This is a genomic window from Cellulophaga sp. (assembly GCF_039943695.1).
Taxonomy (GTDB): Bacteria; Bacteroidota; Bacteroidia; order Flavobacteriales; family Flavobacteriaceae; genus Cellulophaga.
Window position 1 is genome coordinate 1 of record NZ_JBDVAA010000157.1, and the last position, 15,291, is coordinate 15,291.

The window sequence follows — 15,291 nt, forward strand, 5'->3', positions numbered from 1 at the left end:
GCCTCTGGTATTACAGATGCTACTACTTTAGCTACTATAAAAACATCTTTAGGAAAAGAATACGGAACAGAAGGTTTAGCCAATAGCTTTAAACAAATGACATACATTTACCCTAATGCAACAAACAAAGTTGCCGTTGGAGATACTTGGGAAAATGAATACTCTGGTAAGTTAAATACTAAAAACAAGTGGACCTTAGATGCACAAGATGCTAACACAACCACTTTAAGCTGTACTGCAGATGTTATAATGACAGTTAAAGATGCAAATGCTAATATGGATTTAACTGGTACGCAAACCACTAAAGCAATAGCTAATGCAAAAACTGGTTTTATTAACACAATGGAAGTTACCGGAACAACTAACGGAAATTCTACTATACCAATGTTAGGAGATCAAAAAATACCAACAAAAATTACATCAACAATTACTTATAAAACTATAGAAGAATAAAATATGTTCAATAAAAACATTAAAATAGGTATAGCAGCCTTAATTATAGCATACGCAGTATATCAATTTATAGAAGGTAACATAGGTAACGGAATTGCCCTTATCTTACTTTCTCTTGTATTTGTATTTCTTTACTTTAGAAACGAAATTATTTTACTTGCCTTTTTAAGGATGAGAAAGCAAGACCTTGCTGGAACCCAAAAATGGTTAACTAAAATTAAAAATCCTGAAGGTGCTTTAACAGTTAAACAACAAGGGTATTATAATTACTTACACGGAATTATTTTTTCTCAAACAAATTTAACTCAGTCTGAAAAATACTTTAAAAAAGCTCTTAAATTAGGCTTAACAATGGATTATGATGTTGCTATGGCTAAATTAAGCTTAGCAGGTATTGCAATGCAAAAAAGACGTAAAAGAGAAGCTACAATGCTTTTAAACGAAGCTAAAAAATTAGACAAACAAGGTATGCTTGCAGATCAGATAAAAATGATGAAGCAACAAATGAAGAAAATCTAATTATATAGAATAGTATTTTTAATTTAAAAAGCCCATTAAACTAAGTTTAATGGGCTTTTTAAATTAATAGTAATAACTACTTAATCTACTTTATAATATCCTTTATTAGGAATTTCAATAGTATACTTTTTTCTAGAATTATTATTTAAATGAGGCTCTCTTAACCAAGGATTGTGACGTTTTAAAATCTTATAGTTAATCTCGTACTCATTTGCAAAGTCAGCAAAATTAGATACAGGAACATCTAAATCTACCGTAAAGCTAGGCACAGCTTTATACATTTCATCTTCAGAAATTTCAAAACCATATTTTTCTGGTGCAGATAAAATTTCTTTTATTGCCATAATCCTAAATAAATATCTCCCTGTCTCCTGCCCTAATAATAAATCGTAATAAGAATCTACCTTCTGCTGTGTTAGATATTTATTAATAGCTCCTGCACCTGCATTATAAGAAGCAGCTGCCAAAGTCCAATTTCCAAATTTATTTTTATACTTTTTTAAGTACTTACAAGCAACCTCTGTAGATTTTTGAATGTGGTAACGCTCATCTACATTACTGTTAACCTCTAAACCATATTCTTTACCTGTAGCTCTCATAATCTGCCAAAATCCAGTTGCACCTGCAGGCGACACTACATTTTGTAATCCGCTTTCTGCAACCGCTAGGTACTTAAAATCATCCGGAACTCCGTTTTTAGCTAAAATTGGCTCTATTATAGGAAAGTATTTATTAGCTCTTTTCATTAACAACAAAGCATTAGATTGCCAGTATGTATTTACTAAAAACTCACGGTCTATACGCTCCATAACTTCTGGATCTGTTAATGGTACAGCTTCACCTGCAAAATTTAAATCTGCAGGAATATCAATAGAAGTAACTTTATATCCATTTTCTGGTGTCACAACATCTACATCTTCATTTAACTGTGGTATTACAGAAGTACTCTGTACTGCAAACATTAAAGAGCCTGCCACTAAAACCACTCCCAAAAACATCAATATACTTTTTACTATTTTCATCCTATATCTATTTCTATTTAAATTCAATTGCTACCAAAGATATTAAATACCTTATCTATTCTAAAATTATTTGTGGCAAATGCTCATTAAACCACTTAAATCTATTTATTACCATAATATGAGTTCCTTTTGGTACTATAATACAGTCTTTTATATGTTTTATAGGAAAAACAGGATCGTTATCTCCGTGTATATGAACTAAATCTGGACTATATTTTTCTTGATTCCAGTTTATAATCTGTTCTAAAGACCAATCTATGTAATATTTGTCGTTAACAGATAAATATTCCTCATACAACTCTAAACGTTTGGTTACCGTTTCTCCAAATGCATACTTAGCTAATACTTCCATATTAGTAACTAAACCTGTTGGCAATAACTTATATGCCTTGGTATACTTTGCTAAACGCATACGTTTAGGAAGCTCATACTTTGTTTTTACACTTGATATAATTATAACTTTCTTAACTTTAATATGTTTGGCCATTTCCTGAACCAAAATACCACCAAAAGATACACCTATTAATACAACGTTAGTTTCTTTAATTTTAGTACACATCTCCTTTGCGTACTCGTCTAATGTCATATTTTTTGCAGGTACAAACCACTCTAATAAATGTTGATTAAAATTTTCTTCTGGTAATTTAATGTTTTTAAATATCGATGGGTTTGCAGCCATACCTGGCATTAAGTAAACGTTAACCATATATTAATACAACTATTTCTTTAGTAAATTGAAAACTAGGTTTTTACGTATTTTTAACGTAACTTTGTTAGGTTGTTATCATTTTTTTCTCTGAAAAATATAATGATTTCACGATACTAAATATCGTTATTTTAGAACACAATAGCGCATATTTTAACTTCAATTTAAAATAAATACTATATGAATGCAGTAGAAATTAAAGACAATAGTTTTTTACGTCAGTATGAAACTAGAGTTAATGGGCATTTGGCCAAATTAGAATACTCATCACAAGAACGTAAAGTGTTTTTAACAAAACTTATTATTCCTGAAGAAATTATCGAAACTGAATTTAAAGAAGGCTTTATTAAGGCTGTTTTAAACGATATACAAGAAAAGAATATGCGAGTTGTTCCTACTAGTCCTGATGTCGCTAGCTTTTTAAGAAAAAACAAAAGACTCTACAAAGAAATGTTACCTATTGGTATACGTATCTAATAAAATTACAAAAGGTGCTTTAAAAGTTGTTCTACTTTAAAAGCACCTTTTTTTTATACCGTAACTTCGGTTTTAACAAAGTCAAATCGTACCAAACCATCCTCATCAATTTCCGTTAGTTGTATTGTATGCAATGTGTTTACCAACTCTGGGTTCCAAGGTGACTTAACTTTTACATAATTCTCTGTAAAACCAGTTATGTAACCTTCTTTATTTTCACTTTCAAACAAAACCGTTCTTGTAGATCCAAGTTGACTCTCATAAAATGCTCTACGCTTTTTAACAGACAAGCCACGTAACATTTTACTACGCTTAGCTCTTACATTTTTAGGTACTGCATTTTCCATGTCTGCAGCTACCGTATTATCTCTTTCAGAATAAGTAAAAACGTGTAAATAAGAAATATCTAATTCATTTAAAAAATGATACGTTTCTAAAAAGTGTTCTTCTGTCTCACCCGGAAAACCAACAATAACATCTACACCAATACAGGCGTGTGGCATAACTTCTCTAATTTTAGCTACACGATCTATGTATAAATTAGTTAAGTACCTACGTCTCATTAATTTTAAAATAGCATCACTACCACTCTGTAAAGGAATATGAAAATGAGGTACAAAAGAATTACTTTTAGACACAAAATCTATGGTCTCATTTTTTAATAAATTTGGCTCTATTGAAGATATTCTAAGCCTATGAATACCGTCTACAGTATCCAAAGCTTTTACCAACTCTAAAAATGTATGTTGGTGTTTTTTGTTTCCAAATTCACCTTTACCATAATCACCAATATTTACACCAGTAAGTACAATTTCTTTTATATTTTTTTCAGATATCTCTGCTGCATTCTTTAAAACATTTTCTAAAGTATCACTCCTAGAAATTCCTCTAGCAAGCGGAATTGTACAATAGGTACATTTATAATCGCAACCATCTTGTACCTTTAAAAAAGCACGTGTTCTATCTCCTATTGCATAACTACCAACATAAAAATCTGCTTCTTCAATTTCACAAGAGTGTACTTCTCCAAAATCGTTTTTAGATAAATCGTTTATATAGTCTGTAATTTTAAATTTCTCTGTAGCACCTAAAACCAAATCTACACCATCTACCGCTGCTAGTTCTTCTGGCTTTAACTGTGCATAACAACCAACTGCTGCTACAAATGCATCTGGATTTTTCTTTTGAGCTTGTTTTACTATAGATTTAAATCTTTTATCTGCATTTTCGGTTACAGAGCACGTATTAATCACATACATATCTGCAGCTTCTGCAAAATCTACTCTATCAAAACCTTCATCTACAAAGCTACGAGCAATGGTAGAAGTTTCTGAAAAGTTAAGTTTACAACCTAGTGTGTAAAAAGCTACTTTCTTCTTCATTTTTAATTAATTACAGCATTTTTATTGGGGTGCAAATATACAAATTACTTCTAGACCTTTACGGTGCAAGCCTTTCAATCTTCCAATTGTAATCTTCTTGCAACTCATATCTAATTCTATCATGTAACCTATTTGGTCTCCCTTGCCAAAACTCTATAGATACAGGTTTAACAATGTATCCGCCCCAATGCTTTGGTCTTTCTATTTCTTTATCTTTATACTCTTCCTCTAAAGATTTTAATTTATCTTCTAAAAACTCTCTAGAAGGTATCACCGTACTTTGGTCAGACACTATTGCACCTAGTTTACTACCATCTGGCCTAGATTCAAAATAACCATCAGATAAATTCTCTGCTATTTTTTCTGCCTTTCCTTTAATAATAACCTGTCTTTCTAAATTTGGCCAAAAGAAAGACACACACATATTAGGGTTGTTTGCTATTGCTTTACCTTTTTCACTATTGTAATTTGTGTAAAAAATAAAACCTTCATGTGTATATTTTTTAAGTAATACTACCCTACTTTTAGGAAAACCATCTAAACCAATTGTAGAAATTGTCATAGCATTAGGTTCCTCCACGCCATCTGTAGCTTCTACTTCATAAAACCATTTTTGAAATAATTCTATTGGGTTGTCAGATACTCCGCCTTCTAAAAGTTCACTTTTTTGGTATGATTTTCTGTAGTTCCCTAAATCCTTTTTCATAGTGTAATCTCTAATTTTACAACGTAAATAACATCGTTCTAAAACATAAAACAACTGTAATTTTACAACTACAAATTTACTAATTATTTAAGCAGAAGTTGGCTGGTTTTTACTGTTTTTAATATCGTTAACAATACTCTTATAATTAATAACTGCGACAGAAACTATAATAATTAAAACACCAATCCATTGTATACCCTTAATTTCTTCGCCCAAAATTATACTTGCAGTTAATATTGAAACCGGAATTTCTAATGATGTTAAAATACTACCCAAACCAATACCTGTAATAGGAAATCCTTTATTAAAGGCTATTGGAGGCAAAACTGCACCAAAAAAGCCTAAAAACAGTCCATATTGCCAAAAACTTAAGTTGGCATAGTCAAACTCCATAAGTAAGTCTGTATTCCAAATAAGTAATACTATTAGCAAACCACCTAAAACTAAATACTTACTCCTAACCATATTAGGTAAACTAACAGCAACTGTGTTAGATGCATACAAAGTAGCAGTATAACACATACTTGCCATAACTCCCAAAAAAAAACCTGTTGGATCTATAGCTTTGCTTTCATTAAAAACATTAACAGCAAATAAAGTTCCTATAATTACTAATAAACTCCCAAACAGTTTAAGTTTGTCTACTTTTTTACTTAAAATCATTTCTAAAACAACCCCCATCCAAATGGCTTGCATAAGAAAAATAATAGCCACAGAAACAGGAATATAATTAAGACTTAAATAATAAAAATAACTTGTTAAACCTGCTGCTGTACCAAAAAGTACTAACTTAAGTTTTCCGTTTTTATTTTCTTTAGTTTTTGCAACCGTGCGATTTTTTTTATTGAGTAATGCCAATAAAGCCACCCCTATAAAACCTATTAAATATTGCAATGTATTTAATCCGCTGGTACTAAATCCTTCTAAATTTGCTTTCTTTACAAATGTTGCCAACACACCATAACTAGCTGCCCCAATTAAAACAAATAGCGCTCCTTTTAACTTCTCCATATCTATAAATTATATTTTTAAAAGCTAAGACATTTGTGATGTAGTTTTGTAATAATTTTACACTACAAATTAAGCCTATTTAGCCTTTAAAAAGCCGGCAAAGATAAAACTTAAAAAATTGATAACAGTGTATACCTTTAAAAATCGAACGATTTACCATCTTCTCCTAATAGCACTGGAGTAAATACTTCTTCTGCCTCTTGCTTAAACAATTCGGTAGTTTTGTAACGTGTAGAATAATGACCTAAAACTAGAGCGCCTGCGTTAGCTTGCTTAGCTATTGTTGCAGCCTGTTTTGCGGTAGAGTGTTTTGTTTTTGTTGCTAATTCTGCTTCAGAATCTAAAAAAGTAGCTTCATGATACAATACATCTACCCCTTTTATAACTGGTATTATACTAGGTTCAAAAACGGTATCACTACAAAAGGCATAACTTTTAGGTTTAGGCGGATTAAAAGTTAAATCTGCATTAGCAACCAAAGTACCATTATCCAAAGTAATATCTTTCCCGTTTTTAATTTTTTGATAATAGCACTTGTCAATTTTATAAGAAGCTACTGCATCTATATTTAACTTGCGGTCTACTTCTTTTTCCTGAAACAGGAAACCATTTGTGTAAATTCTGTGATTTAATGGTATGGTAGATACTTTTACTTTGTCATCTTCATAAACAACGGTAGATTCTTTGCTAGTTAACTCGTGAAAATATAGCGGATAATTTGTCCAAGAATCCCCAAGTTTTAGCAACATTGTAATTGCTTCTTTAATTCCTTTTGGTCCGTAAATATGTAACTCTTTTTCTCTACCTAACAACCTAAAGGTAGATACCAAACCCGGAAGTCCAAAAAAATGATCTCCGTGTAAATGAGAAATAAAAATATGCTTAATTCTAGAAAACTTAAGCTTACTTTTTCTTAGTTGTACTTGTGTACCCTCACCACAATCTATTAAAAAAAGGTGCCCTCTTATATCTAATGTCTGAGATGTAGGGTTAGCCAGTGTGCGTGGTGTGGCTGCGTGGCAACCTAGTACAGTTAATTGCAAAATAGTAGTTATTGTTTGTTAGTATTTATAACAAACAAACATTGCTTATTTGCTAAAAAAAGTATTATTTAATTTAAAATTAGATGCCTAAATCACGTTCAATTTCTTCCATTTCTATAATATCCCTAGCTTCTTGTATGGTAGGAACAACAGATATTTCTTCTGGCACATCATCATAAGAAACCTTGTTAGTAACCAAAACAAAAGATTTATTAGCTCCTCTGTGCTGGTTAGATAAATCTAAAAACTCTAACACATCTGAACTTGTTAAAGCTGAAAAAGAGAAAAGGTTTACAATAATATTATCGTTCTTTATTTTCTCGTAAGCATTGTTTAAATTTTCTAAAAATTTAGCCAAAGAGATATTCTCTTGGTCTACAATTGTAGTTGTACCATCTTTATCAAAAACCATAGTAAATTATTTTATTTTAGATGCAAGCAAATAAATAACAGCCATACGTACAGCTACACCATTTTCTACCTGATCTAAGATTATAGATTGATTAGAGTCTGCAACATCACTAGTAATTTCTACGCCACGGTTTATTGGTCCTGGGTGCATTATTACTATTTCTTTATCTAAGCTTTCTAACAAAGCTTTGTTTACTCCAAATTGCTGAGTGTACTCTCTGGTAGTTGGAAAATAACTAATATCCATACGCTCGTTTTGTACCCGTAACATATTAGCTACGTCACACCAGTTTAACGCTTTACGCAAATCTGTTTCTACCGTAACACCTAAAGACTCTATGTGTTTTGGAATTAATGTTTTTGGACCGCATACTTTTACATTTGCCCCTTGTAATTTAAGTGCCAATATATTAGACAAAGCCACTCTAGAATGAAGAATATCACCTACAATAACAACATTTTTACCTCCTACATCTCCTAACTTTTCTCGTATAGAGTAAGAGTCTAACAATGCCTGTGTTGGGTGTTCATGTGCACCATCACCAGCATTAATTATTGCAGCTTTTACGTGCTTAGACAAAAACACACCTGCACCAGGGTTTGGATGCCTCATAACAACCATATCTACTTTCATAGATAATATGTTATTTACAGTATCTATTAACGTTTCTCCTTTTTTTACAGATGATTGTGATGCCGAAAAGTTAATTACATCTGCCGACAATCTTTTTTCTGCTAGCTCAAAAGAAAGTTTTGTTCTGGTACTATTTTCAAAAAAAATATTTGCAATAGTAATATCTCTTAAAGAAGGGACTTTTTTTATAGACCTATTTATTACTTCTTTAAAATGGTCTGCGGTTTCAAAAATGAGATTAATATCGTTTTTGTTAAGATATTTTATTCCTAATAAGTGATTAACACTCAATTCGCTCATTTTCGTTGTTTTATTCATTTATTAAATAGACAATGTCTTGCCCGTCATTCTCTTGCCAAAGTACTTGTACCTTTTCCTCGTTAATAGCATCTACTTGTCTACCTCTATAATTAGGTTGTATTGGCAAGTGTCTACTAAATCTACGATCTATTAAGGTTAGTAATTCTATTTCTGCAGGTCTACCAAAAGATTGTATTGCTGTTAAAGCAGATCTAATGCTACGTCCTGTATAAAGTACATCATCAATAAAAACCACTTTTTTATCTTCTACTAAAAAGTTAATATGGGTTTTACTGGCTTCTAGGGTTTTATCTCCTCTTCTAAAATCATCCCTGTAAAATGTAATATCTAAAGATCCTAGATCTATTTTTTTAACACCATACTCTTGTGTTAAAAGATCTGATAGTCTTTTTGCTAAATATATACCACGTGGTTGTAACCCTATTAAGACTGTGTCTTTAAAATCTGTATGATTTTCTAATAACTGACAAGCCAATCTATGTAATATGATTTGGATTTCTTTAGAGGAAAGTAGTACTTTTTTACTCATAGGTTAGGATACCAACGCTTTTGTTACACAAAAATAGCAATTTATACGTAAACTAGTTAAAGAAAGTAACCTCTTTATTTTTACTATGCTATTATTTTTTTAGACTGATGTTGGTTACGTTAGCCAATATCAACAATTTAACTTAAAAAATTAAGCATAAAAAAAGCCTAAACTTTCGTTTAGGCTTTTAAATTTATTAAAATGTGAGCTTACTTTTTGTTAGCTGCATCCATTTTATCTTTTAACGCTTGTAAAGCTTCGTTAGCATCACCTAAAGTTGGCTTAGCTTCATCAGCTGCAGCAGATTGTCTTTTAACAGCTGCTTTTACATTACGTTGCTCTTCTTCTCTGAAGATTGCAGTATGACTAGCAACAACTCTCTTAAATTCTTTGTTGAATTCAATGATTTTAAAGTCTGCTTCTTCACCTTTAGCAATTTTCTTACCGTCTTCTTTTTCTAAGTGACGAGTTGGTACAAATGCTGCAATGTCTTCGTTAAAGTTAACAATTGCTCCTTTGTCTACTATCTCATCAATAGTTCCTTTGTGAACAGAGTCTAAAGCAAATTCAGTCTCATATTTGTCCCAAGGGTTTTCGGTAGTTTGTTTATGACCTAAACTAAGTTTACGTGCATCAACATCTAATTCTAATACCTCTACTTCTAAAGTTTCACCAACAGTTACAAACTCAGATGGGTGCTTAATTTTCTTAGTCCAAGAAAGATCAGAAATATAGATTAAACCATCTATACCTTCTTCCATTTCTACAAACACACCAAAGTTAGTAAAGTTACGTACTATACCTTTATGTCTAGAGTTTACTGGGTATTTAGATACAATATCAGTCCATGGATCTGGAGTTAATTGCTTAATACCAAGAGACATTTTACGGTCATCACGATCTAAAGTTAAGATTTGAGCTTCTATCTCATCACCAACTTTTACAAAATCCTGAGCTGAACGCAAGTGCGTAGACCAAGACATTTCAGAAACGTGTACTAAACCTTCAACACCTTCAGCAACTTCAATAAATGCACCGTAATCTGCTATAACAACTACTTTACCTTTAACTTTGTCACCAACTTTCATTTCTTCGCTAAGCGCTTCCCATGGGTGCTTCTCTAACTGCTTAAGACCTAATTGGATTCTAGATTTGTTATCATCAAAATCTAAAATTACAACGTTCATTTTCTGATCTAACTCAACAACCTCATTAGGGTGGTTAATTCTAGACCAAGAAAGATCTGTAATGTGGATTAAACCATCTACACCACCAAGATCAATAAACACACCGTAAGAAGTAATGTTTTTAACAACACCTTCTAATACTTGTCCTTTTTCTAATTGACCTATAATTTCTTTCTTCTGTTCTTCAATATCAGCTTCAATTAAAGCTTTATGAGAAACAACTACGTTCTTAAATTCTTGGTTAATCTTAACAACCTTGAATTCCATGTTTTTACCAACATACTGATCGTAATCTCTAATTGGCTTCACGTCTATTTGAGAACCTGGCAAGAATGCTTCAATTCCAAATACATCTACGATCATACCACCTTTAGTTCTGCACTTAACAAAACCATTAACGATTTCTTCTTTCTCACAAGCGTTATTAACTCTATCCCAAGCCTTAATTGTTCTAGCTTTTCTGTGAGATAATACTAATTGTCCACTTTTGTCTTCACGAATATCAATTAAAACCTCAACGTTGTCACCAACTTTAAGATCTGGATTGTAACGGAATTCGTTTAAAGATATAACACCTTCAGACTTAGCGTTAATATCAATAATAGCTTCACGCTCAGTTAAATGAACAACTTTACCTGTAACTACTTCTTCATCTGCAGTATCTACGAAGTTTTCAGCAACCATTGCCTCAAACTCTTCTAATTTAGAATCGTCTACACGCTCAATTCCTTCTTCGTACTTATCCCAATCAAATTCAGCCAAAAATTCTTTTGGATCTTGCTTAGGTGTAACTGCTTTTACTTCTGTTGCCGGTGTAGATTCCTCTACTTGGGCGTTGTTTTTCTCTTCAGCCATTTGCTGATTAAAATTTGTATTTTGCAATGTTATAAGAGTTATACTTCCACTGCAAAAGATGTTATATAAGTTTTGTTTACTCCCTTTTCCTCTTACACTACCGTTAAAAAGGGGTGCAAAAATACAACTTATTACTTATTAAAACAAGTACTGTTTTTAACTAATTTTCAGGCATTTACAAAATCTATATACTTTTTTAAATTTTTTACTTTACAATTGATCTAATATTTACTATATTAGGCATTAGTAATTAACTATAAATAATAAACATTATGAGCGTAAAAGCGAAATACCAGTCTGTTTTAGACCTAGGTGAAAAATTAGCCATTAAAGACGGAGATGTTACTGAAGAAGGTGGCGTTTTAAAAATAAAAGGACAAGCTGCAACACAGTACGAAAAAAACTTAATTTGGGATAAAATTAAAGAAGTTGGTGGTGATAGTCCTGCAGATGTTAAAGCTAACATTACTGTAGCAGATGAGTCTGTATACCACAGACATACTGTACAAGGTGGAGAGTCTTTAAGTAAAATTGCAAAGCATTACTACGGTGACCCAATGAAATACAAGCAGATTTTTGAAGCCAATACTGGTCTTCTTAAAAATCCTGATGTTATACACCCTGACCAAGTTTTGGTAATACCAAATTTATAAAATACAGCGGTTTAAAAGAAAACGGCAATCTAAATTTAGATTGCCGTTTTTTTATGCTTATTGTTTTTCTATTACTCGTAATGCGTAATTGTGCATACGCTCAAACTGTTCTGCTAATCCCATATCGCTATTATCAAACTCTATTGCGTCTTTAGATAATATTAGCGGAGATTCTTTACGGGTAGAGTCTATATGATCTCTGCTACGTACATTTTTAAGAACATCGTCATAAGTTACATCATCTCCCCTATCTATTAATTCTTTGTAACGTCTGTGTGCTCTTGTTTCTGGAGATGCTGTCATAAAAACTTTAAACTCAGCATCAGGAAAAACAACAGAACCTATATCTCTGCCGTCCATAACAATACCCTTTTCCTTACCCATTGCCTGTTGCATTTCCACAAGTTTTACACGTACTTCTTTTATAGCTGCAACTTTACTTACCAATTTAGAAACCGCAAGAGTTCTAATTTCTTTTTCTACATTTTCATCATTTAAATACATTTCTGAAAATCCTAAATCTTCATTATGTACAAATTTTAAATTGATGTTAGGCAAATCTGCTATTAATGCAGCAAAATCATCACTTGTTTCTGACACAAAACCTTTTTTTACTGCATAAAGCGTTACTGCTCTATACATTGCTCCTGTATCTACATACACATAACCCAATGCTTTAGCTAATTGTTTTGCTATGGTACTTTTTCCGGTTGATGAATACCCATCTATAGCAATTGTAATTTTTTTCATATTAATATGCTTAAAATAAAGGCTATCTAAATTTAATTAAATAGCCTTTGGTATACTAGATTTTCTTTGCGTTTTTTACTTTTTGGTCTGTTACAGCAATATCTATAACCTGACTCATATCTGTTACATAGTGAAAAGTAAGTCCTTTTAGATAATCTTCTTTAATTTCTAAAATATCTTTGCGGTTGTCTTCACACAAAATTATTTCTTTAATTCTTGCCCTTTTGGCAGCCAAAATTTTCTCTTTAATACCACCTACAGGTAATACTTTACCACGTAAAGTAATTTCACCTGTCATTGCCAGGCTCTTTTTAACCTTGCGTTGTGTAAATAAAGAAACTAAAGAAGTTAACATTGTTACCCCTGCACTAGGACCATCTTTTGGCGTAGCACCTTCTGGCACGTGTATGTGCACATTATACTTGTCAAAAATATCGTCTTTAATTCCAAAATAATCTGAATTAGATTTTATGTACTCTAGAGCAATGGTAGCAGACTCTTTCATAACCTTTCCTAGGTTACCTGTAATATTCATAGCTCCTTTACCTTTAGATAAAATAGACTCTATAAATAAAATATCTCCTCCAACACTTGTCCAAGCTAAGCCCGTTACAACACCTGCAACATCGTTATTCTCGTACTTATCTCTTTCTAACCTTGCTGGGCCAAGAACTTTTTCTACAATCTCGTTGGTTACTTTAACCTCGTATTCTTCTTCTGTTGCTATAGATTTTGCGGCAAAACGTACCATTTTAGCTATTTGCTTATCTAAAGAACGTACACCAGACTCTCTTGTATAACCTTCTACTATTTTCTCTAATTGCGCCTTACCTATTTTTAAGTCTTTGGTTTTTAAACCGTGCTCTTTTAATTGCTTAGGCAACAAGTGTCTTTTTGCTATTTCTACTTTTTCTTCAATAGTATAACCAGACACGTTTATAATTTCCATACGATCTCTAAGCGCTGGCTGTATTGCACCAAGGTTGTTTGCAGTTGCTATAAACATCACCTTAGACAAATCGTACCCAACTTCTAAGAAATTGTCATAAAACTCGTTGTTTTGTTCTGGGTCTAAAACTTCTAACATTGCAGAAGAAGGATCTCCTTGATGACTATTAGATAACTTATCTATTTCATCTAAAACAAAAACAGGATTAGAGTGCTCTGCCTTTTTAATGTTTTTTAAAACTCTACCTGGCATAGCGCCAATATATGTTTTACGGTGTCCTCTAATTTCAGACTCATCTCGCAAGCCACCTAAAGACATTCTAACATAGCTTCTACCTAAGGCTTCTGCTATAGATTTACCTAAAGATGTTTTACCTGTACCTGGAGGTCCGTACAAACATAAAATAGGAGATTTCATATCATTTCTTAGCTTTAAAACTGCTAAATATTCTATAATTCTCTTTTTTACATCTTCTAACCCGTAATGATCTCTATCTAATATTCTTTGAGCCTCTTTTAAGTCAAACTTATCTGTAGAGTAATCTCCCCAAGGTAAATCAACAAAAAAGTCTAAGTAATTACGCTGTATGGCATATTCCGCTACTTGCGGATTCATACGTTGCATTTTACTAATTTCCTTATTAAAATACTCTCTTTCTTTTTTAGTAAACTTTTTATTTTTAGCTCTTTCTCTTAATTCTGCCAACTCATCTTCTGCCGTAGCGCCACCACCCAATTCTTCTTGTATGGTTCTCATTTGTTGGTGTAAAAAGTATTCTCTTTGCTGGCGGTCCATATCTGTACGTACCTTAGACTGAATATCGTTTTTTAATTGCAGTTTCTGCATTTCAACATTCATAAACTTTAAAGTAGCTAATGCTCTTTCTTTTAAGTTCTCTATCTCTAACAACTCTTGTTTGTCTTTTACAGGTAACCTTAAGTTAGATGATACAAAGTTTATTAAAAAAGAGTTACTTTCTATGTTTTTAATAGCAAATGAAGCCTCACTAGGAATATTAGGGCTTTCTGATATTACCTTTAAAGCCATCTCTTTAATAGACTCTATAATAGCTTTAAACTCTGGAGTTTCTTCTTCTCCTCTAACCTCTTTAGTTTCGCGTACTGTAGCGGTCATATAAGGTTTTTCGGTTAATACTTCTGCAACCTCAAACCTTTTTTTACCTTGTATTATTACCGTAGTGTTGCCATCTGGCATTTTTAAAACACGTAATATTCTGGCAACAGTACCTAAAGTATGTATATCATCTACACCAGGATTTTCTGTTTCTTCATCTTTCTGTGCAACAACGCCAATAACTTTAGATCCGTTATTAGCATCTTTTATTAAATGTATAGACGCGTCTCTACCAGCAGTAATAGGCACTACAACACCAGGGAACAATACTGTATTACGCAATGGTAATATTGGTAATGTTTCTGGCAATTGCTCTTTACTCATTTCCTCCTCGTCTTCAGGTGTTAATAATGGTATAAGCTCCGCCTCCTCATTAATACCTTGCAGCGCCAAATTGTCAAATTCTGAATCTCGCATAGTTATATTTCAGTCATTCTGTCATAAAATAAAAACAGAAATCTATTATTAAATTTTATTTATTTTTATCAATACTAAGTAAAAGCCTATATAACGTAGCTTGTACCGTACTTTAATCCTTTATGTAAAGTC

At 32.2% G+C, this 15,291-nt stretch carries 16 protein-coding genes; 4 read left to right on the plus strand and 12 right to left on the minus strand.

Features of this window, described 5'->3' with window-relative positions:
- The coding region (locus tag ABJD66_RS10000; protein ID WP_348131029.1) for a DUF6263 family protein at positions 1-453 on the plus strand (453 nt) is incomplete at its 5' end.
- 3 nt (positions 454-456) lie between these two features.
- A complete protein-coding gene (locus ABJD66_RS10005; RefSeq protein WP_100895481.1) occupies positions 457-972 on the plus strand; it encodes a hypothetical protein in 516 nt (171 codons plus the stop codon).
- An 80-nt stretch (positions 973-1,052) separates the two neighbouring features.
- Here ABJD66_RS10005 and ABJD66_RS10010 read toward each other — a convergent pair whose 3' ends face one another.
- Together ABJD66_RS10010 and ABJD66_RS10015 are read right to left on the minus strand one after the other, a co-directional pair.
- Positions 1,053-1,994, minus strand: a complete 942-nt coding sequence (locus tag ABJD66_RS10010; protein ID WP_348131032.1) for a lytic transglycosylase domain-containing protein — start codon at positions 1,992-1,994, stop codon at positions 1,053-1,055.
- A 55-nt stretch (positions 1,995-2,049) separates the two neighbouring features.
- Complete coding sequence (locus ABJD66_RS10015; protein WP_348131035.1) at positions 2,050-2,700, minus strand: alpha/beta hydrolase; 651 nt, start codon at positions 2,698-2,700, stop codon at positions 2,050-2,052.
- 180 nt (positions 2,701-2,880) lie between these two features.
- Here ABJD66_RS10015 and ABJD66_RS10020 point away from each other — a divergent pair, with 180 nt between their 5' ends.
- The gene (locus tag ABJD66_RS10020) at positions 2,881-3,177 is read left to right on the plus strand and encodes an N-acetyltransferase (RefSeq protein WP_100895478.1); all 297 of its coding nucleotides are present in this window, start codon (positions 2,881-2,883) and stop codon (positions 3,175-3,177) included.
- 53 nt (positions 3,178-3,230) lie between these two features.
- On the opposite strand, the gene mtaB is transcribed toward ABJD66_RS10020, so the two are convergent.
- The 8 genes from mtaB to rpsA form a co-directional block, all read right to left on the minus strand.
- Positions 3,231-4,559, minus strand: coding sequence for a tRNA (N(6)-L-threonylcarbamoyladenosine(37)-C(2))-methylthiotransferase MtaB (gene mtaB, locus ABJD66_RS10025; RefSeq protein WP_348131038.1), 1,329 nt, complete (start codon positions 4,557-4,559; stop codon positions 3,231-3,233).
- 58 nt (positions 4,560-4,617) lie between these two features.
- Positions 4,618-5,265: a pyridoxamine 5'-phosphate oxidase gene (gene pdxH, locus ABJD66_RS10030; RefSeq protein ID WP_348131041.1), complete on the minus strand. Its 648-nt coding sequence runs from the start codon at positions 5,263-5,265 to the stop codon at positions 4,618-4,620.
- A gap of 87 nt (positions 5,266-5,352) precedes the next feature.
- The gene (locus ABJD66_RS10035; protein WP_348131044.1) at positions 5,353-6,276 is read right to left on the minus strand and encodes a DMT family transporter; all 924 of its coding nucleotides are present in this window, start codon (positions 6,274-6,276) and stop codon (positions 5,353-5,355) included.
- A gap of 137 nt (positions 6,277-6,413) precedes the next feature.
- The gene (locus ABJD66_RS10040; RefSeq protein WP_348131046.1) at positions 6,414-7,319 is read right to left on the minus strand and encodes a ribonuclease Z; all 906 of its coding nucleotides are present in this window, start codon (positions 7,317-7,319) and stop codon (positions 6,414-6,416) included.
- A gap of 79 nt (positions 7,320-7,398) precedes the next feature.
- Positions 7,399-7,731 carry a ribonuclease Z gene (locus ABJD66_RS10045; RefSeq protein ID WP_100895473.1) on the minus strand — a complete coding sequence of 111 codons (333 nt, stop codon included), beginning with the start codon at positions 7,729-7,731 and terminating at the stop codon, positions 7,399-7,401.
- 6 nt (positions 7,732-7,737) lie between these two features.
- Complete coding sequence (locus ABJD66_RS10050) at positions 7,738-8,664, minus strand: aspartate carbamoyltransferase catalytic subunit (RefSeq protein ID WP_100896844.1); 927 nt, start codon at positions 8,662-8,664, stop codon at positions 7,738-7,740.
- A 10-nt stretch (positions 8,665-8,674) separates the two neighbouring features.
- Positions 8,675-9,214, minus strand: coding sequence for a bifunctional pyr operon transcriptional regulator/uracil phosphoribosyltransferase PyrR (gene pyrR, locus ABJD66_RS10055; RefSeq protein WP_303543525.1), 540 nt, complete (start codon positions 9,212-9,214; stop codon positions 8,675-8,677).
- A gap of 209 nt (positions 9,215-9,423) precedes the next feature.
- Positions 9,424-11,256, minus strand: a complete 1,833-nt coding sequence (rpsA, locus tag ABJD66_RS10060; RefSeq protein WP_100896843.1) for a 30S ribosomal protein S1 — start codon at positions 11,254-11,256, stop codon at positions 9,424-9,426.
- 272 nt (positions 11,257-11,528) lie between these two features.
- Between rpsA and ABJD66_RS10065 the strand changes: the two genes are divergently transcribed.
- Complete coding sequence (locus ABJD66_RS10065) at positions 11,529-11,909, plus strand: LysM peptidoglycan-binding domain-containing protein (protein WP_100895471.1); 381 nt, start codon at positions 11,529-11,531, stop codon at positions 11,907-11,909.
- A 57-nt stretch (positions 11,910-11,966) separates the two neighbouring features.
- Here the strand turns inward: ABJD66_RS10065 and cmk are convergent, their stop codons facing one another.
- A complete protein-coding gene (gene cmk, locus ABJD66_RS10070; protein WP_303543516.1) occupies positions 11,967-12,659 on the minus strand; it encodes a (d)CMP kinase in 693 nt (230 codons plus the stop codon).
- 55 nt (positions 12,660-12,714) lie between these two features.
- Complete coding sequence (gene lon, locus ABJD66_RS10075; RefSeq protein WP_100895469.1) at positions 12,715-15,159, minus strand: endopeptidase La; 2,445 nt, start codon at positions 15,157-15,159, stop codon at positions 12,715-12,717.
- Positions 15,160-15,291: the final 132 nt, after the last annotated feature.

Excerpts from the sequence above, each read along its gene's own strand:
- ABJD66_RS10005 (WP_100895481.1), top strand. The coding sequence starts at position 457 with ATGTTCAATAAAAACATTAAAATAGGTATAGCAGCCTTAATTATAGCA.
- ABJD66_RS10010 (WP_348131032.1), bottom strand. The coding sequence starts at position 1,994 with ATGAAAATAGTAAAAAGTATATTGATGTTTTTGGGAGTGGTTTTAGTG.
- ABJD66_RS10015 (WP_348131035.1), bottom strand. The coding sequence starts at position 2,700 with ATGGTTAACGTTTACTTAATGCCAGGTATGGCTGCAAACCCATCGATA.
- ABJD66_RS10020 (WP_100895478.1), top strand. The coding sequence starts at position 2,881 with ATGAATGCAGTAGAAATTAAAGACAATAGTTTTTTACGTCAGTATGAA.
- mtaB (WP_348131038.1), bottom strand. The coding sequence starts at position 4,559 with ATGAAGAAGAAAGTAGCTTTTTACACACTAGGTTGTAAACTTAACTTT.
- pdxH (WP_348131041.1), bottom strand. The coding sequence starts at position 5,265 with ATGAAAAAGGATTTAGGGAACTACAGAAAATCATACCAAAAAAGTGAA.
- ABJD66_RS10035 (WP_348131044.1), bottom strand. The coding sequence starts at position 6,276 with ATGGAGAAGTTAAAAGGAGCGCTATTTGTTTTAATTGGGGCAGCTAGT.
- ABJD66_RS10045 (WP_100895473.1), bottom strand. The coding sequence starts at position 7,731 with ATGGTTTTTGATAAAGATGGTACAACTACAATTGTAGACCAAGAGAAT.
- ABJD66_RS10050 (WP_100896844.1), bottom strand. The coding sequence starts at position 8,664 with ATGAGCGAATTGAGTGTTAATCACTTATTAGGAATAAAATATCTTAAC.
- pyrR (WP_303543525.1), bottom strand. The coding sequence starts at position 9,214 with ATGAGTAAAAAAGTACTACTTTCCTCTAAAGAAATCCAAATCATATTA.
- rpsA (WP_100896843.1), bottom strand. The coding sequence starts at position 11,256 with ATGGCTGAAGAGAAAAACAACGCCCAAGTAGAGGAATCTACACCGGCA.
- ABJD66_RS10065 (WP_100895471.1), top strand. The coding sequence starts at position 11,529 with ATGAGCGTAAAAGCGAAATACCAGTCTGTTTTAGACCTAGGTGAAAAA.
- cmk (WP_303543516.1), bottom strand. The coding sequence starts at position 12,659 with ATGAAAAAAATTACAATTGCTATAGATGGGTATTCATCAACCGGAAAA.
- lon (WP_100895469.1), bottom strand. The coding sequence starts at position 15,159 with ATGCGAGATTCAGAATTTGACAATTTGGCGCTGCAAGGTATTAATGAG.